At 40.3% G+C, this 26,046-nt stretch carries 20 protein-coding genes; 13 read left to right on the top strand and 7 right to left on the bottom strand.

The genetic code is table 11. The features are described from left to right. Positions 1-66: 66 nt before the first annotated feature. From DET49_RS15070 to DET49_RS15055, 4 genes are all read right to left on the bottom strand, one after another. Positions 67-633 carry a hypothetical protein gene (locus DET49_RS15070; protein ID WP_133549150.1) on the bottom strand — a complete coding sequence of 189 codons (567 nt, stop codon included), beginning with the start codon at positions 631-633 and terminating at the stop codon, positions 67-69. Positions 634-862: 229 nt separating this feature from the next. After that, entirely contained in the window at positions 863-2,155 is a 1,293-nt protein-coding gene (ltrA, locus tag DET49_RS15065) for a group II intron reverse transcriptase/maturase (protein WP_133549148.1), read from the bottom strand. 802 nt (positions 2,156-2,957) lie between these two features. After that, a complete protein-coding gene (locus tag DET49_RS15060; protein WP_133549146.1) occupies positions 2,958-3,377 on the bottom strand; it encodes a nucleoside-diphosphate kinase in 420 nt (139 codons plus the stop codon). Positions 3,378-3,493: 116 nt separating this feature from the next. Further along, on the bottom strand, positions 3,494-4,534 hold the full coding sequence (locus DET49_RS15055; RefSeq protein ID WP_133549144.1) for an alkaline phosphatase D family protein: 1,041 nt from the start codon (positions 4,532-4,534) through the stop codon (positions 3,494-3,496). A 255-nt stretch (positions 4,535-4,789) separates the two neighbouring features. Between DET49_RS15055 and DET49_RS15050 the strand changes: the two genes are divergently transcribed. Genes DET49_RS15050 through DET49_RS15040 form a run of 3 tightly spaced genes read left to right on the top strand, consistent with a single transcriptional unit; the run spans position 4,790 to position 7,523 of the window. Continuing rightward, positions 4,790-5,803 carry a DHH family phosphoesterase gene (locus tag DET49_RS15050; RefSeq protein ID WP_133549143.1) on the top strand — a complete coding sequence of 338 codons (1,014 nt, stop codon included), beginning with the start codon at positions 4,790-4,792 and terminating at the stop codon, positions 5,801-5,803. After that, on the top strand, positions 5,800-6,360 hold the full coding sequence (gene gldI, locus DET49_RS15045; RefSeq protein WP_133549141.1) for a gliding motility-associated peptidyl-prolyl isomerase GldI: 561 nt from the start codon (positions 5,800-5,802) through the stop codon (positions 6,358-6,360). The genes DET49_RS15050 and gldI overlap by 4 nt, the downstream gene beginning before the upstream one ends. 41 nt (positions 6,361-6,401) lie before the next feature. Continuing rightward, the gene (locus DET49_RS15040) at positions 6,402-7,523 is read left to right on the top strand and encodes a peptidylprolyl isomerase (RefSeq protein WP_133549139.1); all 1,122 of its coding nucleotides are present in this window, start codon (positions 6,402-6,404) and stop codon (positions 7,521-7,523) included. Between the two features lie 117 nt (positions 7,524-7,640). Here DET49_RS15040 and DET49_RS15035 read toward each other — a convergent pair whose 3' ends face one another. After that, positions 7,641-9,101: an aminoacyl-histidine dipeptidase gene (locus DET49_RS15035; RefSeq protein WP_133549137.1), complete on the bottom strand. Its 1,461-nt coding sequence runs from the start codon at positions 9,099-9,101 to the stop codon at positions 7,641-7,643. Between the two features lie 145 nt (positions 9,102-9,246). Here DET49_RS15035 and DET49_RS15030 point away from each other — a divergent pair, with 145 nt between their 5' ends. From DET49_RS15030 to DET49_RS14995, 8 genes are all read left to right on the top strand, one after another. Then, on the top strand, positions 9,247-10,320 hold the full coding sequence (locus DET49_RS15030; RefSeq protein ID WP_317130332.1) for a DUF3810 domain-containing protein: 1,074 nt from the start codon (positions 9,247-9,249) through the stop codon (positions 10,318-10,320). Positions 10,321-10,452: 132 nt separating this feature from the next. Continuing rightward, on the top strand, positions 10,453-13,446 hold the full coding sequence (locus DET49_RS15025) for an amidohydrolase family protein (protein ID WP_133549135.1): 2,994 nt from the start codon (positions 10,453-10,455) through the stop codon (positions 13,444-13,446). A 15-nt stretch (positions 13,447-13,461) separates the two neighbouring features. Continuing rightward, entirely contained in the window at positions 13,462-14,763 is a 1,302-nt protein-coding gene (locus DET49_RS15020) for an amidohydrolase family protein (protein ID WP_166636588.1), read from the top strand. 102 nt (positions 14,764-14,865) lie between these two features. After that, the gene (locus DET49_RS15015; RefSeq protein WP_133549131.1) at positions 14,866-15,660 is read left to right on the top strand and encodes a TrmH family RNA methyltransferase; all 795 of its coding nucleotides are present in this window, start codon (positions 14,866-14,868) and stop codon (positions 15,658-15,660) included. Between the two features lie 47 nt (positions 15,661-15,707). Further along, on the top strand, positions 15,708-16,946 hold the full coding sequence (locus DET49_RS15010; RefSeq protein ID WP_133549129.1) for a M48 family metallopeptidase: 1,239 nt from the start codon (positions 15,708-15,710) through the stop codon (positions 16,944-16,946). 35 nt (positions 16,947-16,981) lie between these two features. After that, positions 16,982-19,192, top strand: a complete 2,211-nt coding sequence (locus tag DET49_RS15005) for a RelA/SpoT family protein (RefSeq protein ID WP_133549127.1) — start codon at positions 16,982-16,984, stop codon at positions 19,190-19,192. Between the two features lie 29 nt (positions 19,193-19,221). After that, positions 19,222-19,677, top strand: coding sequence for a Fur family transcriptional regulator (locus DET49_RS15000; RefSeq protein WP_133549125.1), 456 nt, complete (start codon positions 19,222-19,224; stop codon positions 19,675-19,677). 12 nt (positions 19,678-19,689) lie between these two features. Next, entirely contained in the window at positions 19,690-20,961 is a 1,272-nt protein-coding gene (locus DET49_RS14995; RefSeq protein WP_133549123.1) for an adenylosuccinate synthase, read from the top strand. Between the two features lie 97 nt (positions 20,962-21,058). Here DET49_RS14995 and DET49_RS14990 read toward each other — a convergent pair whose 3' ends face one another. Together DET49_RS14990 and DET49_RS14985 are read right to left on the bottom strand one after the other, a co-directional pair. Then, positions 21,059-21,898 (bottom strand): ferritin-like domain-containing protein, encoded by an 840-nt coding sequence (locus tag DET49_RS14990; RefSeq protein WP_133549121.1) that lies wholly within the window; start codon positions 21,896-21,898, stop codon positions 21,059-21,061. A gap of 27 nt (positions 21,899-21,925) precedes the next feature. Beyond that, positions 21,926-22,669 carry a ferritin-like domain-containing protein gene (locus DET49_RS14985; RefSeq protein WP_133549119.1) on the bottom strand — a complete coding sequence of 248 codons (744 nt, stop codon included), beginning with the start codon at positions 22,667-22,669 and terminating at the stop codon, positions 21,926-21,928. A 252-nt stretch (positions 22,670-22,921) separates the two neighbouring features. On the opposite strand from DET49_RS14985, the gene DET49_RS14980 reads away from it, so the two are divergent. Continuing rightward, the gene (locus tag DET49_RS14980; protein ID WP_133549117.1) at positions 22,922-24,730 is read left to right on the top strand and encodes an OstA-like protein; all 1,809 of its coding nucleotides are present in this window, start codon (positions 22,922-22,924) and stop codon (positions 24,728-24,730) included. Beyond that, complete coding sequence (locus DET49_RS14975) at positions 24,723-25,922, top strand: aspartate aminotransferase family protein (protein ID WP_133549115.1); 1,200 nt, start codon at positions 24,723-24,725, stop codon at positions 25,920-25,922. Before DET49_RS14980 ends, DET49_RS14975 begins: the two co-directional genes overlap by 8 nt. Positions 25,923-26,046 lie beyond the last annotated feature (124 nt).

Below are 26,046 nucleotides of genomic sequence, written 5' to 3'. Positions count from 1 at the left end.
TGGTTTTAGTGTTTTTAAAGATGCCGCTAAGCTCTTTAAATATAACACTTTACACCCAATTTTTATTTATATCTCATGAATTTTTGGGGTTAAGCTATCCTTGGTTATCTTTTCTATGGGAACTGCCGTTACAGGTTTACCGTGCCTGTAAATCACAAGGAAATAAGTTTGATCTATTTTCTTCAAATAGGAATGGGTAATTTTACCCTGGGAACGGTTCTGAAAATCGACCGCAAAAGTTTCTCCTCCCCTTTTGAGTTGGTATCGAATCTGTTTGATTTCTTCAGCATTGAGGTCTGTTTCTGTCGGAACTAATCTTATATAGTCAATCGGCTTTTCCAATCTTTCTGAAGAAATACTTAACCGATTTGGGTTGATAAAAGAATAATGGGCAAATGCCAGGCTATCTATTTTTAGTTGATCATCCTCAAGGTTATACGAGGTTTTGGTCAGAAACTGATCAAAGTTATAATGGGATAAGGAATCATCACTTACCTGCATCACATGTATCCCAGGAAAAGCTCCAAAACTCTTATTTCCCGACACGATCCATTTCCCCTGGAGTTCCTGTGCGTTAACGGAAGGGCTAATTACTAATGCAATAAAAACGAGACATCTCATAAAAAAATTCATAATGCTTTCTTTTCAGATCTACCTAAAAATTAAGAAGAAGCTGGCAAAAAACCTTATTTATTCGATAGCCTAGAAATTAAAAAGACCAACAGTAATTTTATAAGTACTTGTAGGACAATCATCTAATACTTACCAAAATCAAGTAGGGTGAAGATAATAAATATTTGAGCATTTATTATCTTCATCCCTCTTCCAGAACCGTGCATACGGGTCTCGTACACGGCTCATGTTAAATCTTATTCAGTACTGTTTGGTAGTACTGATGCAAAGTATTTCCTTCAACTGTGTCCATCGCGTACAACCCTAATTCTGAGAAGTACTTATTTGGCAGGGCATAGTGTATTAAGTTGGTGGAGGAGTTTCTCCATCGGGTTACCGATATCTTAAGAAAGTTCCCCTTATAACCCATACGCCTTAGTTGTCGGTGAAGAGGTTTCCAGCTCTTCCAGCTTTTCATTACCATCATTCGCAACCTTCTCCTGATCCAGCTTAAAAGATTCTGGAACAGCTTTTTGGTCAAGCCTATTCGAAAGTAGTTGGCAAAGCCCCTTAATAGCGGGTTCAGTTCTTTAATATAGAAAGCTATACTTTGCCCTTTAGTTCTAGGGGTTAGTAGTTTCACTCTCTTTTTGAACCTCTTGATGCTTTTGTGAGATACCACTACTCCATAGGGCTTTATCACCACACTTAAATAGTGGATGCCTTCTTCAAGGTTTGTCAGACTACTCTTGTTCTTATTCACTTCTAACCGAAGCTCTTTTTCCAGATAACTTGTGGCTTTAGCCATATAGTTTCCAGCTTGAGCTTTGGTTGGTGCAAACAACAGAACGTCATCAGCGAACCTCACCATTCGTATTCCTGAATTTTTCATATGCTGGTCGAATGCGTCCAGATAGATATTCATCAGGAGCGGTGAGATAATTCCCCCTTGTGGGCTCCCCTTCTTTGTAGGTGTGAAGCGCTCTCCATCGAGTGCGCCGGATGCTAAAAAGCTCCCTATCAGTTTAAGTATCTTTCCATCGCTTACCCGTTTGCCCACGCTTTGCACTATCAGCCGATGGTCTAGTGTATCAAAACATTTGGATAAATCCATGTCTGCTACATGATCCAGACCATAATACCGACTAAAGCGCTCTGCTTTGGCAATGGCATGGTGAGCACTTCGTTTAGGACGATACCCATAACTGGAGGGATGGAATTCGGGATCAAAGATAGGTTGCAATACATTTAGTAGAGACTGTTGAACTATTCGATCTCTAATGGTTGCTATTCCTAATCCTCTTTTACTCCCGTCTGGTTTATCGATATAGACCCGCCTTACCGGCTGTGGTTTATACCTTCCCTCTTTTAGTTCCCTGGAGAGTTGGCACAAATTCTCCTCTAAAGCTGAACTAAAATCAGCTATACTTTGGTTATCCACTCCCTTGGCCTTGGAACCTTTGTTCTTCTTTACCTCACGGTAGGCTTGTTCCAGCCTCGGTAATGCATATACCTTGTCTATAAGACTGTACCATTTTCGCATAAGGAAACTTTCTCTTCTTTGCAGTACGGTTTATTTCTTAGCCAGAATTAGGCAGATTGTTCGTTCATAAGGTATACTGTTGTCTTTAGCACTGTGGCAATCTATAACAGTAGAAAATCTTACTACTCAATTCTCGCGCGGATTAACAGCCAGAGTCAGCTCGTCACTCCTCTTTGCTGCAATTCCTCAGCATATTTCAATGCTGATTGTCTTCGCTTATAACTAATTCTTCTAAAGAACTTCCTGTACTTGATTTAACTTCATCCCTTCGCATCTGCCACATCTAATCTGTGACAGTCATTGCAACTGAGTATGCGATTCTTGTGCAATGTCATTCGGGTTTTCTCCTCCACCCTGTTACCAGTGCTTCTCAGGCCCAAATTTTCTCACTACTACGGACTCATCTGCCACCTGATTTTCCATAACAAATCCTTGTCTCTCGACTTGTTTCTGCTTAGCCTAGAAAGGCGAATAATCAGGCTTCCCCCGTTAAGCAAAAATTCCTGTTAGTGAAACCATCCGTTTTAACATATATTGCCATTCGGATTTTGGGCGTTGGCACTTTTTGCAACCTTACCCCCAATAGCTGCCAGTATCGGTTCGATTTCTCTATGTTCCACTAACTTGCTAGGTCTTCCTTCACACCCCACCGTTACCAGTGACGCACTTGACTTCGCATTGCTCTTCCCTCCGATCAGGTGAGCGGGCTTTCTTTCAAGCCCCGGAATTGTTTGCATGCAGGGCAAACAAAAAACCATCAGTAAAAATACTGATGGCCTCTGGTATGATTAAAAATTTCTGCTTAAAACATCTCTCTCCCTGAGAAATGGAAAGCAGCCTCAATCTGTGCGTTTTCATCACTGTCACTTCCGTGAACAGCGTTTTCACCAACAGATTTTGCATATTTCTTTCTAATTGTTCCTTCCGCAGCATCTGCAGGATTTGTAGCTCCAATCAGGGCTCTAAAATCATCAACAGCATTGTCTTTCTCCAATACGGCAGATACGATCGGCCCTCGAGTCATAAACGCTACCAACTCTCCAAAGAAGGGACGTTCTTTATGCACTGCATAAAACTCTTCAGCATCAGCAGTAGTCATTTGAGTCATTTTCAAAGCTACAATTCTAAATCCTGAAGCGGTAATTTGTTCTAGTATCCCACCAACATTCCCGGCTTCTACTGCATCGGGCTTTATCATGGTAAATGTTCTTTTTCCTGCCATTATAATGGTTTTTTAAATTTGGGCAAAAATAATTAAATAAGCTGCAAATACAAGTTCCTTTAAGTTTTATATGAATTTAGCTCTCAGGCAGCTGCATAATTCAGGGGTGTCACTGGTTAATCTTTATAGTTCACCCAATATTCCTGTTGAAGTTTATTACCAGGCCCGCGCATTTCCATTTTTACATTTCCGGTTGCAAAATCAAATTTCAATAACCCGAAACTCAAATCGCTCACCACCTCACCAATTCTATACTGATTAGGTTCCCCGTTAAAATCGGAATAAGCATGCGTCATTCCACTGGAGGTAAAATCTACTAAGGGATCATCCAGCCCTTCAATTTTCTTTTGAGAAAACTCGGAAATATGCCGATCCCCACTAAGAACGATCACATTTTCAGCCTCAGAATCCTGTAGTAAGTTTTCCAGTTTTTCTATTTCAGCAGGGAAATTACCCCAGGTCTCAAAACCGTGCTCCCCTGAAAGCACCTGGATGGAACTTAAAATCACCGTATAATCGGCAGGATTGTTCTTTAATTCCCGCTCCAGCCATTCCCATTGTTCTTTACCCAGTATCGTCCCATTGCCATTGGGGGTATATCGTTTCCCTTTCTCTTTACTTTTTTGCAGGGTGGATCTAAAATACCGGGTATCTAAAACAATTACTTTTATAAGCTTTCCTTTTTCTGTAAAAGTCTCACTGTGGTAAACACCTTTGCGTTTTCGGCGTGGATCATCTTTTTTAACACCCAAAAAATCAAGCAACAACTGTTGACTTTCCATTTTATATTCCCACTCCTTCCCAGCATCATTTTTCCCGTAATCGTGGTCATCCCAGGTTCCTAATACCGGTGTTGTTCTTATTAATCTTTGATATTCCGGATGTTTTTTCTGCTTGTCGTACTGGGCTTCCAATTCAGACATATCATCGGTATCTGCATAAATATTATCACCACCCCATAAAAAAAGATCAGGCTTTTCTTCTATAATCGCCTCCCATAAGGGTTGGGCTTCATCCTGCCGGTTACAACTTCCAAAAGCGATTAAATAATCAAAATTTTCGGAAGAATTCTCAGGTTTGTTTTTGGAAGGGTTTGAACTACTTCCACAGGAAATAAATAGAAAAAAGCTTACAAAGAGCGATAAAATTACCTTCATTTTTCGTTGTTTTGTTAAAGCCAAAAATACAGAATGCTTTTTTAAGTGGGTATTAATAAATTGTATCTTTACCCCTTGTATGGGGAATTTAAGGAGAGTTAATCCTGGTCCCGTAAAAAAAGAGTATTCAAAATAACACCCTGGGATTAATCACGGGGCCTCGAGAATAGGAAATTTGAGCTTTAAAAGAAGAAAGGTTTCTATTTTTCGAACCTAATATCTTGCAGGATTTTTCAGGATATTTTATATTTTATTATGATAGAACAAGCAATATTAGAAATTACCGCCGAGCTTTCCCATGCTAAAAATATAGTCATAGTTCCACATAAAGGCCCTGATGGTGATGCTATGGGATCCTCCTTAGGCCTAATGCATTTTTTAAAAGATAAGGGTCACAGCGTCGATGTGATTGCCCCTAATGATTATCCGAAATTTTTAAAATGGCTACCTGGCAATGATGATGTTATCATTTATGAAAAAGATAAGACCAAGGCTGAAAATATGATTAACCAGGCGGACCTGGTATTTGCCCTCGATTTTAACCATCTCAATCGTTCGGGGGATATGCAGGAGATTCTGACAGCCTCACAGGCGGTTTTTATAATGATAGATCACCATCGTGAGCCATCGGATTTCGCTAATTACACTTACAGCGATGCTCAGATGAGTTCTACCTGTGAAATGGTGTACCATTTTATAGATAAATTACGAGCTGTGGAAAAAATTACTCCGGAAATCGCAACTTGTTTGTATGCAGGTATTATGACCGATACCGGGTCGTTTCGATTTAGTGCCACCAGTGCTGAAACACATCGTGTCATCGCCCAGCTGATAGATAAAGGTGCGGTAAACCATGACATTCATAATAAAATTTTTGATACATTTAATGAAAACCGGCTACAACTCCTGGGAACAGCATTACAAAATTTGCGGGTAAAACCGGAGTTTAAAACAGCTTTTATCAGCCTCTCGCAGGAAGAACTCGATAGGCATAATTTTCAAAAAGGAGATACTGAGGGTTTTGTAAATTACGGTCTGTCCCTGGAAGGCGTAATTTTTGCAGTCATTTTTATTGAAAACAAACAGGAGGAAATTATTAAAATTTCTTTCCGTTCTAAAGGAGATTTTAATGTAAATGAATTCGCCCGGGCTCATTTCGAAGGTGGCGGCCATAACAATGCAGCGGGCGGAAAAAGCGACCTCTCCCTGGAAAATACTCTAGTAAAATTCAACAGTATACTTCCGGATTACAAAGAATTGCAACAATGAAAAAATATTTAATCTTTATTACTATAATCACTTTTGGAGCTTGTAAATCTCCAGAAGCCCGTTATCCCGTTACTCAAAAATCAGGATCTTATATCAGTGAATCCATAGTTAAAAACCAGGAATTGTTAGAAAAAGAAATCGCACTCATTAAAGCGGTTATAGCTGAGGATTCTACCAGCCAGTACCAATCTTCTCAAGATGGTTTCTGGTATACCTATCAGGTAAAAACCAAGGACTCAACTGATACCATTACTCCGGAATTTGGGGATGTTGTAAGCTTTGATTATAGTATTAGTACATTAGATGACCAGGTTATTTACGCCGAAGGTGAGAAAGCAACCAAAACCTACGCCATAGATCAGGAAAAATTATTTAGCGGCTTACGCCAGGGATTGAAATTAATGAAAGAAGGGGAAACCGTTACTTTTTTATTTCCATCCTATAAAGCTTTTGGTTATTATGGCGATAAAAATAAAATTGGCACAAATTGGCCTATTAAAACAAAAGTCACCCTGCATAAAATCACTCAAGGTGACGAGATAAAAAAACAAGAATAAGTTCAACCACAGGCCAAGAAGGCCTTTAATTTTTATATTAAATGAAAACCAGTAAATTTCTATTACTTTTTGCCATGGTCTTTACCATGTTTGCTTGTAACGACCAGTACCCAGACTTAGAAGATGGGATGTACGCTGAATTTAAAACCAATTACGGAACCGTTGTAGCCGAACTCTACTTTAAGGAAACCCCGATAACCGTTGCCAGTTTTGTATCCCTGGCTGAAGGCACCAATAAAATGGTAGACAGTGTTTATAAAGGAAAAAATTATTACGATGGATTAAGCTTTCACAGAATTATTGATGGTTTTGTGATCCAGGGTGGAGATCCTACTGGGACAGGCAGTGGCGGTCCAGGCTATAAATTTCCTGATGAAATTGTGGACAGCTTAAGTCACGATGCCAAAGGAATTCTTTCTATGGCCAATGCCGGGCCCGGCACCAACGGGAGCCAGTTTTTCATCACCCTTGCCCCCACTCCAAACCTTGATGGTAGACACACGGTTTTTGGAAAAGTTATAAAAGGCCTGGATGTGGTAGATGCCATTGGGAAAGTAGAAACCGGACCACAGGACAAACCTGTAAAACCTGTTACTATGGAAGAGGTAAACATTATAAGAAAAGGAAAAGCCGCCAAGAATTTCGAAGCGCCAACTGTTTTTGAAGATGAACTCCAGGCCATAAAGGATAAAAAAGAAGCCGAAGCTCAAAAGCGGGAGGAATCCAAAACGGCTATGGCGACAGAATTTGAAAGTCATAAAGATGAAGCGCAAACCTTAGATAGCGGGCTGCAAATTTATTTTGAAGAAGAAGGCGAAGGTATAGAACCAGAGACCGGCCAAATGGTAGAAGTTCTTTATGAGGGCTACTTTAGTGACGGGGAAATATTTGACACCAATAAAGAAGAACTGGCCAAGGAAATGGGCTTATTTAATGAAGCTAGAAAAAACCAGGGAGGATATGGCCCTATGACTGTAGTATATGGTCCAGATGCGCCAATGATCCCCGGTTTTAAAGAAGGAATTCAACAGTTAAATGTTGGAGATAAGGCCCTGCTTTATATTCCAAGTCATTTGGGCTATGGTGAAAGAGGTGCTGGTGGAGTGATTCCTCCAAATACCGACCTTGTTTTTAGAGTAGAGTTAGTGGGTGTAGAAGAGTAAACTAACACATAAATAAAAAGGCTGATTGAGTTTCAAATTCGTGGTTTGCTGAGTTAATTCAGTATAACACTGGAAAATGATTCCTCAAACAGCCTTTTTACTTTTTCCTAATTCCGGTTATTTCTTAGGAATGTTTTTTAAGACTTCTATCAGAAATTTCCAGTATTTCTGGGCTGAGCTAATACTGGCACGTTCATCAGGCGAGTGCGCTCCCCTTATGGTTGGTCCAAAAGAAATCATATCCATATCAGGATAATGATTGCCAATTATTCCACATTCAAGTCCCGCGTGACATGCAGCAACATCGGCTTTTTCTTTATAAAGTCTCTGGTATAATTCATCGGCTACCTTTAGAATTGCAGAATCAGGATTTGGAGCCCATCCCGGGTATTCTCCAGATAATTTCACTTTAAACTTTGCCAGCTCGAAAGTTGCTTCCAAACTATTTGCCAAATCGTCTTTAGATGATTCTACGGAAGACCTTGTTAAGCAGTTGATTTTAACCTTCCCATCTCCTACTTTTACACTGGCAATATTATTGGAAGCCTCCACCAGACCATCTATCTCAGGACTCATCCTATAAACGCCATTATGAGCGGCAGAAATTGCCTTTACGACCTCTTGCTGGTCTTCAACCTTCATCACCTTGTTTGGAACCTTAGTTTCCGAAATTTCAATATCCATATTAGGTTCCAGGGAAGCAAATTCTGATTTAATTTGTCGAACCTGCTCAATTATCTCGGTTAAAAAAGTTTCCGTATTTGATTTATCCACTATTACGATAGCTTCACTTTCACGTGGAATGGCATTTCTAAGCCCCCCTCCCTGAATACGGGAAACACGCAATCCAAAATCCCGATTGGAATCAAAAAGCACACGAGCCATAATCTTATTAGCGTTGGCCAGACCTTTAATGATATCCATGCCGGAATGTCCGCCATTTAAACCTTTTACTTTTATTTGGTAACCCACCGAATTATCGGGTGTATGTTCCTCTTCATAATCCCTGAGAGCAGTAATATCTACCCCGCCAGCACAACCGATTCCGATTTCATCATCTTCTTCGGTATCCAGATTCAAAAGTATATCCCCCTGCAAAAGACTGGAATCCAAACCTTTGGCACCGGTCATCCCTGTTTCTTCATCAATAGTAAATAAGGCTTCCAGAGCAGGATGTGCTATATCGTTACTTTCCAAAATCGCCATCATACTGGCCACTCCAAGTCCATTATCAGCACCGAGTGTGGTTCCTTTAGCCCTGACCCAGTCCCCGTCAACATACATATTGATTCCGGAAGTTTCAAAATCAAAATCGGTATCATTATTCTTTTGGTGAACCATATCTAAATGCGCCTGTAACACGATAGGTTTCCTGTCTTCCATCCCATCGGTAGCGGGTTTTTTGATCACCACGTTCCCAACCTCGTCCACCAGGGTTTCCAGGTTAAGCTTATTTCCAAAGCTTTTCATAAACTCAATTACCCGTTCCTCTTTTTTGGAAGGTCTTGGTACCTGGTTTAGATCAGCAAATTTATTCCATAAGATTTTGGGCTCTAATTCCCTTATTTCTTCATTCATTGTTTTATATTTTGGTCTATGGCAAAGGTATTGGTAATTAGCAAAGAAGGAAAATTTACAGGCTTTTTAAAACTAATTTAACCAAACCAGAAGAAGTTGTTTATGATTTTAAGCCGTGTTTTACTTATAATTGTATTTTTAAATCGTGAGGAAGAAAGGACTTTATATTTTAGCATTTCTATTGCCGGTGCAGATCGTTCTGATGATGCTCCTGGGAGAATTTCCTGAATTTGTAGAAAACTGGTACAGCCTGTTGATCTATCCAGAACTTGCAAAATATATGCGGTACGGGACCGGGTGGCTTCCCTTTTCTCTGGGTGATTTTCTCTATGCCTTGTTTGGAATATTAATAATTCTTTGGTGCAAAAGAAGATTTCAGCAGAAATTTAAAAATCCCAGATTTTGGATCCCTGATACCCTGGCAGTTCTATCCTTGGTTTATGCCTGTTTTCATATTTTCTGGGGATTCAATTATTACCGTTTACCGCTTCACCGGTCATTAGAGATAGGAAGCGATTATACCACTGAGGAGCTCTATTGCCTTTCTGAAATTTTAATATCTGAATCCAATAAACTTCATAGTCAGCTTAGTGAAAATGAGAGCCTGAGCGTTAAAATCCCCTATTCTAAAGATGAAATTTTTGAAAAAACAATTGCCGGATACGCCAATATTAGCGATGATTTTCCCCAGCTCACCTACAAAGCAGCATCCTTAAAACGTTCTTTATATAGTTTGCCTCTTTCTTATATGGGTTTCAATGGTTATCTCAATCCTCTTACTGCCGAGGCCCAGGTAAATACCTTAATTGTACCTTATAAAATCCCTACCACAGCAAGTCATGAAATTGGCCATCAACTAGGTTTTGCCAAAGAAAACGAAGCAAATTTTATCGCCTGTTTAACTACGATGAATCATCCAGATGCGTATTTCCGGTATTCAGGTTATACTTTCGCCTTACGCTATTGTTTAAATGAATTATATCGAAGAGATCCTGATAAATTTGAAACCCTAAAAGCGGAAATCAATCCGGGAATTCTGGAAAATTATCGGGAAGTGGAAGCCTTCTGGCTGGAACATCAAAATCCTTTTGAACCAATCTTTCAGGCGTTTTATAATCAATTCCTAATCCTTAACAACCAGGCTGGCGGAATGAAAAGCTATAGTTATGTAGTGGCACTGCTGGTCAATTATTTTTCTGAAGAAAAGAATAGACTTTAAAACGGTTTTTTAAAGGACCTGGAGAAGTAATAATTTCTCATTTTGTTTAAAAAGCCACTCCAGATTTGTTATAATTTTCTTAATTTACCACCCTTTATACAGGAAAACCACATTTAATTCAACTTAAATTTTATGAAAGAAAGACTTTTACTATGTCTTGTGTTTCTGGTCAGTTTACAGGCAAAAGCCCAGGAATACTTCCCCAAGAACGACGGGATAAAAACTCCGCAGACTACCTATACCATATTAAAAAATGCCAAAATTCACGTCAATCCGAATCAAATCATAGAAAACGGCGTGCTTGTGATTAAAGATGGAAAGATCACCGCCCTTGGCAAATCCGTAAGGGAGCCGGAAAACAGTATCATTATAGACCTGCAAGGGAAAGAAGTTTATCCTTCCTTCATAGATCTTTACAGCAGTTTCGGGATAAAAAAACCTGAAGCATCCAGCAATCAAAATGGACAGCCGCAGTATAAGGCGTCCCGTGAAGGATATTACTGGAATGATCATATTAGGCCGGAAACCGATGCTGTAAGTCATTTTAACTATGATGAAAAAGAAGCAGCTTCACTTCATAAAGCGGGATTTGGAGTGGTAAATACCCATTTGCCGGACGGAATTATTCGTGGCACCGGAATGCTGGTGGCCTTAAATTCCAAAGGCACCCAGGGGGACCGCATTTTAAAAGATCGTTCTGCACAATACCTTTCTTTTGATAAAAGTGTAAAATCACAGCAGTCCTACCCCACCTCTACTATGGGTGCCATGGCTTTGATTCGCCAGGCTTACCTGGATGCCCAATGGTATAGTAATGGAAATTCCCAAACCAAAGATTTAGCTTTAGAAGCCTTAAACCAAAATCAAAGCCTCACTCAAATATTTGCCACCGATAATCTTTTGGATGCCCTGCGAGCAGCAAAGATCGGGAATGAATTTAACCGGGATTATGTGATTTTGGGTAATGGGGAAGAATATCAGCGAATTCAGGAAATAAAGGAAAGCGGAAACACTTTTATGATTCCACTTAATTTCCCCAGTGCTTACGATGTAGAAGATCCATTTTTAGCCCAGCACGTGACTTTAGAAGAGATGAAAACCTGGAACCAGGCACCGGCCAACCTTAAAATGCTGGCAGAAAATGACATCCCTTTTACCATCACTTCGTATGGGCTTAAGGAGATTAAGGATTTCAGGAATAATTTAATCAAAGCGATCAAATACGGGCTGAGCAAAGAAGATGCCCTTACAGCACTGACTACAACTCCAGCAAGGATCCTAGGCCAGGAGAAACTTTTGGGAAGTTTAAAAGAAGGAGCCTGGGCTAATTTCATAATAACCTCGGGAGATTATTTCGATAAGGAAACCAGCGTTTATGAAAACTGGGTTCAGGGAGAAAAGACGGTAATCAATAAAATGAATACAAGGGATATCACCGGAACATACCAGCTTGAGATAAATGGTGACAATTACGAACTTGAAATCACCGGCGAACCCCAGGAACTTAAAGCAAATGTAAAATCGGAAGATCATCAACTTGGCGCCAAACTCAGTTTTGACAATAACTGGATGAATTTATTGCTTACTCCAGCTGATACTACCAAAACCGGTTTTATGCGCTTAGTGGCCAAAACAGATGAAAATAAAGAAGAAGTTTCAGGGACAGCTTATTTAAGTGATGGTTCAGAAACTTCTTTTAGGGCGATAAAAATGGCTGCAACAGATAAAGCTCAATCGGAAAAAGAGAAAGAAAAGGACAAAGAAGATAAAGAAGAGGAAATCCGTAAAATACTGCCGGTAAGCTTTCCTAATAAGGCTTATGGATTTTCTGAAATGCCAAAAGAGGAAAACATCCTATTCCAAAATGCTACGGTGTGGACCAATGAGAAGGAAGGCATCCTCGAAAATACCGATGTTTTAGTTAAAGATGGTAAAATTGCTAAAGTAGGAACAGACCTTAGCGACCCAAATGCACGGGTAATTGATGCCACCGGGAAACACCTTACCTCGGGAATTATAGACGAACACTCTCATATTGCAGCTTCTGCCATTAACGAGGCCGGGCATAATTCTACCGCTGAAGTCACAATGGAAGATGTTATAGATCCTACCGATATTAATATCTACCGGAATCTCGCCGGAGGGGTTACTACCGTCCAGCTTTTACACGGCTCGGCAAACCCAATTGGGGGGCAATCGGCTATTCTAAGGTTAAAATGGGGGGAAAACGCTGAAGATATGATCTTTGATAATTCTCCAAAATTTATAAAATTTGCTTTAGGGGAAAACGTCAAGCAATCCAACTGGGGAAGTCGCTCCCGATTTCCACAAACCAGGATGGGTGTAGAACAGGTATTTATAGATTATTTCACCAGGGCAAAAGAATATGAAGCATCCAGGGTTGAAGACGAAAATTTTAGAAGAGATCTTGAAATGGAAACTCTTGTAGAAATCCTTAACAGCGAACGTTTCGTTACCGCTCATTCCTATATTCAAAGCGAAATTAATATGTTGATGGAAGTTGCTGAGAGTTTTGATTTCAGAATTAATACCTTCACGCATATTCTGGAAGGGTATAAAGTAGCTGATAAAATGAAAGAACACGGTGCAGGTGGCTCAACGTTTTCCGATTGGTGGGCCTATAAATATGAAGTAAATGATGCCATTCCTTTTAACGCACCAATTATGCATAGCCAGGGAATTGTAACTGCAATTAATAGCGATGATGCCGAAATGAGTAGAAGATTAAATCAGGAAGCAGCAAAATCGGTAAAATACGGGGGAGTTTCGGAAGAAGAAGCCTGGAAATTCGTAACCTTAAACCCGGCAAAATTATTGCATATAGATGATCGTGTGGGAAGTGTAAAAACAGGGAAAGATGCCGATTTAGTCCTCTGGTCAACTAATCCATTATCGGTTTACGCCAAGGCTGAAAAGACCTTAATTCAGGGAAAAGTATTTTTTGATATAGAAAAAGATAAAGAACTTCGTGAGGAGATTCAGAGCCAAAGAAGTACTTTAATTACCCAAATGTTAGAGGCGAAGAATAATGGCTTAAAAACACAGCCCGTAACCAGGAAAGAAAAACCAGAAATACACTGTAATACCCTTACAGAAATCCATTAAAAAGAACAAATGAAGATGAAATATTTAGTAATACTAGCGCTATTTACCTGTATAGGAAATTCTTTTGCCCAGCAAACTCCTGCCCCGAAACAATCGCAGGCGGTAAGCATTGTGGGTGCCACCGCCCACCTGGGAAACGGGGAGGTAATTGAAAATAGTTTAATCATTTTTGAAGACGGCAAAATAACTCAGGTTATGGATGCTACCGCTACAAAGATGCAATACCGGGGCCGAATTATAGAAGCAGAAGGAAAACACGTATACCCGGGTTTCATTGCACCCAATACCACTTTGGGTTTAGTAGAAATTGACGCTGTTCGTGCTACTGATGATGAAGATGAAATTGGCTCGATGCTTCCCCATATTAGAAGTTTGATCGCTTACAATGCCGAGAGCAAAATTGTAGAAAGTATGCGCCCAAACGGGGTTTTAATGGGACAAATTGTTCCTCGTGGAGGAAGAATATCAGGAACCTCTTCCATCGTGCAGTTTGACGCCTGGAATTGGGAAGATGCGGAAATTAAAGAAGATGATGGTCTTCACATTAACTGGCCAAGTAGTTTTACCAGAGGTCGCTGGTGGGCCGGGGAAGACCCTGGAATTAAAGTCAGTGAAGATTACGGGGAAGAAATTTTAAAACTAAAAGATTTTTTCAAGGCTGCCAAAGCTTATTTAAAAGTTGAGAATGGAAAAACCAACCTTGCTTATGAGGCCATGGAATCGGTTTTCTCAGGTGAGAAACGCGTGTATGTTCATGTAGATGGTAAAAAAGAAATTCTTGATGTGATTGATTTCAAAAAAGATTTAAAACTGGAACACCTGGTTATTGTCGGTGGCTACGAGGCACATAAAGCTATTGAAGATTTAAAGGAAAACAATATCCCGGTTTTGGTTCAGCGCCCTCACGATACCCCACAGAGCGAAGACCATGATTATGATTTCCCTTATAAACTAGCGGGAATTTTACATAACAAAGGTGTTTTGGTCGCTTTAGAAAGCAGCGGAAGTATGGAACGTATGAATACCCGAAACCTACCATTCTACGCGGGTACTGCGGGCGCATATGGCCTGGGAAAAGAAGAAGCATTAAAATTAATTACTTCCAACACTGCCAAAATACTTGGTATCGAGGATATGGTAGGTACTTTGGAAAAAGGAAAAGATGCCACTTTATTTATCAGTGAAGGTGACGCACTTGATATGCGGGGCAATAGACTAACCCACGCTTTCATCCAGGGTCGTGAAATAAGTTTGGAGACTCACCAAACCGAACTTTACAATCGTTATATGGACAAATACGATACGGCAAGTAAATAGCGATAGTTCCTAAAAATTAAAGAGGTTAACAATTTCACCTGGGCAGGTATTTTGTTAACCTCTCTTCTTTGCAATAGGTTTAAACTCCCTATTTTTACACTTATGGTTAGACAAATTAGCAGCACTCAAAACAAGGAAGTAAAACACCTGCTCCAACTCCAGGAGAAATCCAGGTTACGTCGGAAAGAAGGCGTGTTTTTAGTAGAAGGGCAACGGGAAATCCAGTTGGCCTTAAAAGGAAAATTTCAGCTTAAAGCACTTTACATTTGTCCGGAGCTGGCAGGTTTTGAAGAATTTCAAAAATTAATTACAGAGGACGTCCAAATCACAGAAATTTCTTTGGATGTTTATAAAAAACTGGCTTATCGCGGAAGTACCGAAGGTGCTTTAGCAATTTTTAAAACCAGAGAGAACAGCCTAAATAAGATTAAATTTGAAACCAAAACCCCCCTGTTATTAGTGGTGGAGGCACCTGAAAAACCGGGAAATATAGGCGCTATCCTGAGAACTGCCGATGCGGCAAACGTAGATGCCGTTTTTATCGCCAACCCGAAGACCGATCTATACAATCCCAATATTATCAGATCCAGTGTGGGTTGTATATTCACCAACCAGATCGCTATGGGAAGCACTTTAGAAATCATTGATTTTTTGAAAGAAAGAAATATCTCGATTTACGCAGCTAGCCTGCAGACTTCGAAACCTTACCACGAGGTAGATTTCAAGGGAGCCACCGCCATTGTAATGGGTACGGAAGCTACTGGTTTAAGCCAGCAATGGCATCAAAATTCAACCCAGAATATTATTATTCCCATGAGCGGAGAAATAGATTCCATGAATGTTTCCGTTGCGGCGGGAATACTTATTTTTGAAGCCAAAAGACAACGTGGTTTTTAAATAACGAACTTCAGCTAAACAATTTCAATAAGTAAAAATATCAGCCTTTGAATCCCGTAACCTTATACTATATCATTATTGCCATTATTGTAATCGATTTTATCATCGATAAAATTCTGGATACTTTAAATGCCCAGCATTTCGATGATCCCGTTCCCCCGGAACTCCATGATGTTTATGATAAAGAAGCATATGAAAAATCACAGCGGTATAAAAAAGAACGTTACCGGTTCGGGTTGATCACTTCCGCATTCTCGGTTGCCCTCACGCTGGGTTTTATCATTTTTGGAGGATTTGCCTGGGTAGATGAAATTGCCAGAAACTTTGCCGATAATTCGATATTAGTAGCCCTTATTTTCTTCGGAATCATAATGATCGGAAGCGATATCCTTACCACTCCATTTTCCTGGTACAGCACTTTTGTCATTGAAGAAAAATATGGATTTAATAAAACCACCAAAAAAACCTTTGTTCTGGATAAAATAAAAGGATTACTGATGATGGTCATTCTCGGGGGCGGGATTCTGGCCCTTATCGTTTGGTTCTATCAATTTGCAGGTAATGACTTCTGGTGGTATGCCTGGATTCTGGTAGCTGTTTTCTCCATCTTTCTCAATATGTTTTACGCCAAACTCATCGTACCGTTGTTCAATAAACAGAGTCCCTTGGAAGAGGGATCCCTTCGCAGAAAAATTGAAGCTTATGCCCAAAGTGTTGGTTTTACTTTGGATAATATTTTTATTATAGATGGTTCTAAAAGGAGTACCAAGGCAAATGCCTATTTTTCAGGATTTGGAAAAGAAAAACGTATCACTCTTTTTGATACCCTGGTAAAAGATCTGGAAGAGGAAGAAATTGTTGCAGTACTGGCCCATGAAGTCGGGCATTACAAGAAGCACCATATTATGGTAAATCTAGGAGCATCTATTTTAACCACTGGCTTTACCCTGTGGCTGCTTTCCTTATTCATAGGCAGTCCTGTCTTATCAGGGGCATTGGGAGTAGAAGAACCCAGTTTTCATATTGGCTTAATTGCTTTCGGGCTTTTATACAGTCCTATTTCAGAAATCACTGGATTACTGATGAATTATTTATCGCGAAAATTTGAATACCAGGCCGATAACTATGCGAAAAAAACCTATGGGGCGGGGCCTTTAATTTCAAGCTTAAAAAAATTAAGCAATAACAGTTTAAGCAACCTTACCCCACACAAAGCATATGTTTTTATGCATTATTCCCATCCTACGCTCCTCCAAAGATTCAGGAACTTAAAGCGTAGCTCGTAGTTGTTTCTTTATCATGTTAATTGTACTTTTAAATTATGACAGAAGCCGCTATAGAAAAAGAAAATAAACAAATTGCAAGGCAGTATAAAGAGCTGTTGCGTATAAGTTACCGAAGCTTAAGTGATGATGATAAAAAGCAAATCAGAAAGGCTTTTGATACAGCTGTAGATGCCCATAAAGACCAGCGAAGAAAATCTGGGGAAGCCTATATTTTTCATCCCATTGCCGTGGCCAAGATCGTAGCTTCAGAAATTGGCCTGGATGCCACTTCTATTATAGCTGCTCTTTTGCACGATGTAGTCGAAGATACCGTTTATACCCTTGAGGATATTGAAAAGATGTTTGGTGATACCGTTGCTAAAATTGTGGACGGACTCACAAAAATATCCAGCCTGAAAAAGGACAAAGATGTTTCCCTGCAGGCTGAAAATTTCCGCAAAATGTTACTTACCCTGAATGATGATATTCGGGTGATTATCATAAAAATTGCCGACCGGTTGCACAATATGCAAACTATGGATGCGATGCGACGCGACAAACAGGAAAAGATCGCATCAGAAACCCTTTATATTTATGCGCCCCTGGCTCATAGAATCGGGCTTTATAATATTAAAACTGAACTTGAAGATCTTGGCTTAAAATATACCGAACCCCAGGTTTATCACGAGATTCACACCAAAATAAAGGAAAGTAAGGAAGAACAGGATGCCTATATTAAAGAATTCTCCAGGATTATTGAAGACTCCCTGAATCAGGAAGACCTTAAATATGAAATTAAGGGGAGGCCAAAATCTATCTATTCCATCAATCGAAAAATGCAGGCTCAAAATGTGAGTTTTGATGAGGTTTACGACAAATTTGCTATCCGGATAATTTATAAAAGTGACCAGGCCAATGAGAAATTCCTGGCATGGAAGATATATTCTATTGTCACCGATCATTTCAGGCCAAACCCCACCCGGCTTCGGGATTGGATTTCTTCCCCTAAATCCACAGGCTATGAAGCCCTGCACATTACTGTAATGGGACCAAAAGGCCGGTGGGTAGAAGTTCAAATTCGCAGCCAGCGAATGAATGAAATTGCCGAAAAAGGATATGCAGCACATTACAAATATAAACAGGGTGGTGCCCAGGAAGACCATGGAATAGAAGAATGGTTAAACCGCCTGCAGGAAGCCCTGGAAAATCCAGATGTAAATGCCGTAGATTTTGTGGAGCAGTTTAAGCTCAATCTTTATTCAAAAGAAATATTTGTTTTTACGCCCCAGGGAGATTTAAAATCCCTCCCAAAAGGATCTACCCCCCTGGATTTCGCATTTAGCATACATACCGAAATCGGTTTAAAGACCCGTGGGGCAAGGGTAAACAATAAGCTAGTACCATTAAGTCACGAATTAAAAAGTGGCGACCAGGTAGAGATCATTACCTCTGAAAACGCCCAGCCTAATGTCAACTGGCTCGACTATGCTACCACCGCAAGGGCACGCGCCAAGATAAAATCGTCTTTAAAAGACGAAAAAAGAGAAATTGCCGAAGAAGGAAAAGCGATTCTTACCAGGAAATTAAGGGCTCAAAAAATCCCTTTCAATGAAAAGGTCATCAATGAGCTGGTGATCCATTTCAACCTTAAGACCAGCCTGGATCTATTTTATCGGGTGGGCATTGGGAAAATTGACAATCAGAAACTCAAAGAATTTGCATCTTCCAGGAGCAATGCCCTTGTCAGTTATATTAAACGTAAAATTACCAAACCGGTTATTGCGGAAGATCTCAATAAAGATGAAATCACCTCTAAATACGACCAACTGGTATTTGGTAGAGATGAGGATGAGACCCTGGAATATAAACTGGCCAATTGCTGTAATCCAATTCCGGGAGACCAGGTTTTTGGTTTTGTAACCGTAAATGACGGGATTAAAGTTCATAAGAAGAACTGCCCGAATGCGCTTCAGCTCCAGAGCAACTATGCCTACAGAATAATTCCCGCAAAATGGATAGATTCTTCTCAGCAGGACTTTAAAGCTGTAGTCAAATTGACCGGGATTGACAACCTGGGGCTTGTTAGTGAGATCACCAGGGAGATCTCCAGCAACCTGAATGTGAATATGCAAAAGATTAATTTCGAAAGTGTAGATGGTGTGTTTAGCGGACAAATAACCCTTAGGGTAAAGAACAATTCTATCCTTACTAAAATCATCAACCGTCTCAAAAAAATTAACGGCATCGATAAGGTTAGCCGTGAATAATCCTATACCTTTGTAAGCTACAAAGAACTATGAGTAAAAAAGTTGTAAATAAGAACGATCAGGCAGTAGTTAAAAACGTTTTCACCAAGTATTTGGAGGAAAAAGGGCATAGAAAAACCCCCGAACGTTTTGCTATACTTCAGGAAATCTACAATAACGACGATCATTTCGATATAGAGTCCCTCTACATTAAAATGAAAAATAAGAAATACCGGGTAAGTCGTGCCACCCTTTATAATACCATAGAATTACTATTAGAATGCGGACTGGTAAGAAAACACCAGTTTGGACAAAACCAGGCGCAATATGAGAAATCCTATTTTGACCGTCAGCACGACCACGTTATTTTGACTGACACAGGAGAGGTGATAGAATTTTGCGATCCCCGTATTCAATCTATTAAGCAAACAATAGAAGAGGTGTTTGATATTGAAATTACCAAACATTCTTTATATTTTTACGGCAACAAAAAAACAACCAACTAACTTAAGATTTCAATGGCGGTAGATTTACTACTCGGTCTCCAGTGGGGTGACGAAGGCAAAGGAAAAATTGTTGATGTGCTCACCTCTAAATACGATATTATTGCGAGGTTTCAGGGAGGACCAAATGCAGGACACACCCTGGAATTCGATGGACAAAAACACGTACTCCACACTATTCCTTCAGGGATTTTTCACAAAGAAACTATTAACCTTGTTGGAAATGGGGTTGTAATTGATCCGGTAATCTTTAAAAAGGAACTGGATAACCTCAGCAAGCACAAGATAGATTATTTATCTACCCTGCTTATTTCCAGAAAAGCACATTTGATTTTGCCTACACACAGACTTTTAGATGCTGCTTCTGAAGCTTCTAAAGGAAAGGCTAAAATCGGATCCACCCTAAAGGGTATTGGCCCGACTTATATGGACAAAACCGGAAGAAATGGCATTCGTGTGGGGGATTTGGAACTGGAAAACTGGAAAGAAAAATACAGAACCCTGGCCGATAAGCATGAGAAAATGATCAAGTTTTACGATGTTGATGTACAATATGATCTTGCGGAACTGGAAAAGGAATTCTTTAATGCGGTTCAGACCTTAAAATCATTAACTTTCATAGATAGTGAAGCATATCTGCACCAGGCACAAAAGGAAGGAAAAACTATTTTAGCAGAAGGTGCCCAGGGATCTTTACTTGATATAGATTTTGGAACCTATCCTTTTGTAACTTCTTCCACTACTACAGCTGCAGGAGCCTGTACCGGACTTGGTGTTGCACCTAATAAAATTGGTGAAGCCTTTGGAATTTTCAAGGCATATACCACGCGGGTTGGCAGTGGCCCCTTCCCTACTGAACTTTTTGACCAGGATGGAGAAACAATGGGACGCGTTGGCAATGAATTTGGTGCTACCACCGGACGACCGCGCAGATGTGGCTGGCTGGATTTAGTGGCATTAAAATATGCCGTACAGGTCAATGGAATTACCCAGCTTATTATGATGAAAGGCGATGTGCTCAGTGGATTTAAAACCCTTAAGGTTTGTACAGCCTATAACTATAAAGGAAAAGAAATCCATCATTTACCTTATAATATTGAACCAGAGAATGTAACCCCTGTTTATACAGAAATCAAGGGTTGGGCTGCAGACTTAACCGGAATGACCAGGGCCGAGGAACTCCCCAGGGAATTCAATGAATATGTTGAGTTTTTAGAGAAAGAACTGGAAATTCCAATTAAAGTGGTCTCTGTTGGGCCTGACAGAACACAAACCATAGAACGTTAAATATAAATAGCGATATAAAAATCAAAAGCCGTTTCAGCAATGAAACGGCTTTTTTTAACTAAATTCCTGTAACAAAAACTTAGAATAATATTCATTATTACTCACTGGGTACGATAAATAATCCTGCAATTTGCTGGGCTACCTCTCCACTCATAGGTTCATCAAAGGCCTGGGAAACAGAAACCGCATCAAATCCGGTAGCATCTACCAGGTTTACCCCACCTTGAACCACATTATCTTCACCAACATAAACATCTTTCGTGGCTTCTGGCATTCCTGGTCCACGGTTATCCAAAGTAATCCAACCTAGGGCATTTTCATTCAAACTTTCATTGATCACTTCAGCTCTTAGTCTTCTGATTTCCGAGGCATGCCTTGCCTCTACAGAATGTATTTGCAGGGCAGGGGTTAAGAACTGGGTTCCCATAAGGTTACCGGCCTGTCCTTTGTACGCTCTAACCCCTGTATCTTCAAAAGCCTGCGCTAAAGCCAGTAACTGGGCGTAAGCCATATCGTTATTCGGGTTAAAAGGATCGAAAGCCCCTCCTGCCGTAAAATCGAATTCTGGAGAAGCAACGGAGTTATCCCCTAATCCAGCTTGTAAAAATGCAACGTGGGCTGATTCGTGTTTCGAGATTTGGTTATAAACCGCTTCTGCTCTTCCGCCACTGGGCAGTACACCAGAATCTAATGCTTTCATATAGAATTCAGCTTCAAGATATTCCAGGGTAAGGGCAAGTTGAAGAGCCGCCGTGGCATCACTTGCGCTGCTTTGAGCGAAAGCTTTACCCGAGGTGGAGGCAAGTCCAAAAGGAACTGCTACCATGGCTGCTTTTTTTCCTAAGCTCCCCAGGTTCCCGAGCATTTCCCGTCTTGAAGAAGCTTTTTTGGTAAGACTATCTGTAGTAAATTCGTCTAAAAATTTTATAATATCCATAATATTGTTTTTAAGTTGATTAAATAATTATTGAGGCAAATTGTTGGCAGTAAATTCTGTAACAACAAAGCCGGTAGCTCCAACTTCGCTAAGAATTGTCTGCGGATCCTTGGCAAGGCCGAGTCCGTTGCTATCAATAATCTCATCACCTGCGAAGGCTGTATCACTTTCTAAGTATATAGAACGAATTGCTGCCGCATGCCTGGCCTCTACCGATACAATCTTACCGGCAAGTACTAGGAAATCGGGAGTTTGCAGTAAACTACCAGCACCGTTATAAGCGGCTACACCCGTATCTTCCAAAACCCTTGCGGTGGCTAACACAGAATCCCTGTCAGCAAAATTGACACTGCTAAAATCAAATTCCAGTTCTGGTAAAACCTGGCTAGCTTCAGCATTTGCGCTAATAGCAGCCTTAAAGAATTCTCTGTGAATTACCTCGTGGTCATATAGATCTTCTAAAATTAATTTTTCTTCAGCACTGGCTCCCGCCCAATAAGAACCATCTAAGACCTTAGTATAGAATGCTGCTTCCAGTTGTTCTAATGCATAAGCATAATTCAAGATCCCAACATCGCCGCTTCCAAGATCAAAAACTTCTCCTGGTGGCATTGGTTCTGGCCCCATATCATCATCGTCACTACAACCATAAAGCAATAAGCCGGAACCAGCCATGGCAAGCCCTCCTATCTTAAGGAATTTTCTTCGAGAATTACTGTTTTTTGAAGGTTTTGCGGAGACCGCATTAACCTTAATACGTGGTTTTTCCATAATTTAAATTTTTAGTTATTTCTTAAACTTACGGGATGAAGTAAGCCTTGGTTTTATAATCCACGTTAAAGTTTTCTAAACGAAAACCCGGGAACCTTAAATACTGTGAATTTTTAGAAAAATTTACCGTTTGTTTATCCTAGCAAGGATAAAAAATAAAGAGCATGCATTAATTTTCCAATAAGTTTCCTGGCCGATTTCAATGATTAGAAATGAATAATTTTGGCTTAAATTTTGTTTACTTTTGAAAAAATGTTCAGCTTGAAAAAATTTATTCTTTTTATAATTATAGCGCTATGGGTAATACCAATTAATGGCATTGCGCAGGAAGCTAAAGAAATTGATTATAGTGCCGATAGAAATATTCAGGATGAGAAATATCCAGGGGCCTTTGTACTAAGCAAGGTAGAAAACCAGGTATATTTTAAACACGAAGGGATCGAGGTCTGGTGCGATCTTGCCATTCACTATAAAGATGAAAATTTCTTCAGAGCCTTTGGTAATGTAAGAATGCAACAGGGCGATACCGTCACTTTAAACAGCAGTTATGCGGAATATAATGGAGATTCCCAGTTTGCCTTTGCCAGTGGCGATGTTGTGATGAACCGCCCACAGACCACTCTTAAAACGGACAGTCTGTTCTTTGACAGGATCAAACAACAGGCCTATTATAGAAGTGGCGGAAAGGTTATTGATACCGGTGGGGTAATAACCAGCAATATCGGACGCTATTTTATGGAAGAGGATAAATATTCCTTTGTATCAGATGTAGTACTCACCAATCCTGAATATGTTATTAATTCAGAACAACTGGATTTTTATGGCGAAACCGGCCATGCTTATCTATACGGCCCTTCTACTATTGAAAGTGAGACCAGTACGGTATATTGTGAACGCGGCTTTTATGACACCCGTGGCGATACGGGGTACTTTGTTAAAAATTCCAGGATAGATTATGAAAATAGAACCGTTAAAGGCGACAGCATGTATTTTAACCGAAATACCAATTTTGCTTCTGCCACCAACAATATCAGGGTAATAGATACCGCTAATAAAAGTCTGGTTACCGGGCATTATGCCGAGGTTTTCAGGGACAAAGATTCCGTTTTTATTACCAAGAGGGCTGTTGCTGCTACCGTGCAGGATAATGATTCCCTCTTTATTCACGGTGATACCATTATGATTACTGGCAAACCCGATAAGCGTATTATCCGGGGATTTTATGATGTTCGACTTTTTAAAAGCGATATGAGCGGCAAGAGTGATTCGGTACATATTAATCAGGAAACCGGCCTCACCAAAATGATCAATATCACTTCCGGGCCTGTTTCCTCAATAGACAAGCGTAGAAGCCCGGTTCTTTGGAGCGGACTCAGCCAGATGACCGGAGATACCATTCATTTACAGAGCAATACCAAAACCGAAAAACTCGATTCCATGCGGGTGTTTAACAACGCATTTTTGATTCAGAAAGATACCATTGAAGGTTATAACCAGGTGAAAGGCATGGACCTGGTAGGCCTCTTCGATGATAATGAATTGTACCAGGTGGACATTAACAAAAATACAGAAACACTATATTATAGCAGAAATAACGAGCAAGAGCTTATAGGGATAAACAAGACCCTCTCCAGCTCTATTAAAATACTTTTTGAAAATCGGGAAATTCAAGATATTTATTATTACCAGAATGTAGATGGCAATTTAACACCCGAAGCAGATTTTCCGGTGAACGTGCGTAAATTGATAGGCTTCAACTGGCGCGGGGATGAAAGGTTAATGGAAAAAGAGGATTTATTCGAAGGCAAACCACCGCCGGATCTGGTTAAAATTGAAGGGATCCCTTTACCTGAGGATACCGGTGAATTTTTTGATGAGCGGGAAGAAGGCGATGAATTGTTACTAAATGACAAATCACGATTAAAACCCGAAGATCTACAAAACAGGGCAAAAGATAGTATCCCACAACTAAAAGAGCCGCAGACTTTGATCAAATCGAGTGTTGGGGAGCAGGCATCCGAAGAAGAAACTAAAGCTGAAGTAGATCAGGATAATGAATAAAGACTTTCTAAAGTACCAGGCACAGACCACTCCGCACCCTCTGGGGCTGGAAGTGGAATCGGCCAGTGGCTCCTATATTTTTACTACCGATGGCAGGAAACACCTTGACTTTGTTGCCGGGGTTTCCGCCTGTAGTTTAGGACATTGTCATCCCAAGGTGGTAAAGGCCATAAAACACCAGGCTGAAAAATACCTTCATGTAATGGTATATGGAGAATATGCACAACAGCCGGCAGTTGAATTAACTAAACTGCTGGCCAGGCACTTTCCTGAACCACTGGAAAAAACCTACCTGACAAATTCTGGAACCGAGGCTATTGAAGGTGCTTTAAAACTTGCCCGTCGCTATACAGGGCGCGGGGAAATTATCGCTGCCCGCCAGGCTTACCATGGCAATACTATGGGGTCTTTAAGCCTAATGGATTATGAAGAACGACAAAAACCTTTCAGGCCACTTTTAGGGGGAATTTCATTTATTGAGTTCAACCAGGAGAAAGATCTGCAGAGAATCACGGAGAAAACCGCTGCTGTGATCCTGGAAAGTATTCAGGGGGGAGCGGGTTTTATACTTCCCAAACATAATTACCTGCAAAAGGTCAAACAACGCTGCCAGGAAGTCGGTGCCCTATTCCTACTAGATGAAATCCAGCCCGGTATGGGACGGACCGGTAAACTCTTTGGATTTGAAAACTTTCAAGTGGTTCCGGATATATTGGTACTTGGAAAAGGACTGGGCGGGGGTATGCCCATAGGCGCCTTTTCTGCCGCGGGTAAAATAATGGATACTCTTTCTGATAATCCAAAAATGGGCCACATCACTACCTTCGGGGGAAATCCCGTAATAGCTGCTTCCGCATTAGCTACTGTACAGGAAATCACCACTTCAGACTTAATGGCAGAAAGCCTGGAAAAAGAAAAACGCTTCAGGGAACTACTGGTTCACCCACTTATTTCTGAAATACGAGGAATTGGTTTAATGCTTGCCATCATTACTACTTCAGAGGAAGTAGCCAATGAACTAATCCTAAAATGTAAAGAAAAAAACCTCATCCTATTCTGGCTTTTATTTGAGAAAAGAGCGGTGCGGATTACCCCGCCGTTAACTATAACACCAGATGAAATAAAGCAAGGCTGTGGCATCATTATTGACGTACTGAATAATATGTTGAAGGAACAGCGAACTGTTAATTAATTTGTTAACAACAATATTGTTTTTACTGCTTTTTAAACATAAACATTTCTAATTTTAAGAAATACCTTAGAACACTGGTCCAAGGTCTTAAGTTGAAAAAGATCAGGCAATTTCGACCGAATGT

Origin of the sequence: Salegentibacter sp. 24, from assembly GCF_004362395.1 — a bacterium.
Classification (GTDB): domain Bacteria; phylum Bacteroidota; class Bacteroidia; order Flavobacteriales; family Flavobacteriaceae; genus Salegentibacter.
This window is presented reverse-complemented; position numbering and strand designations above follow the sequence as displayed.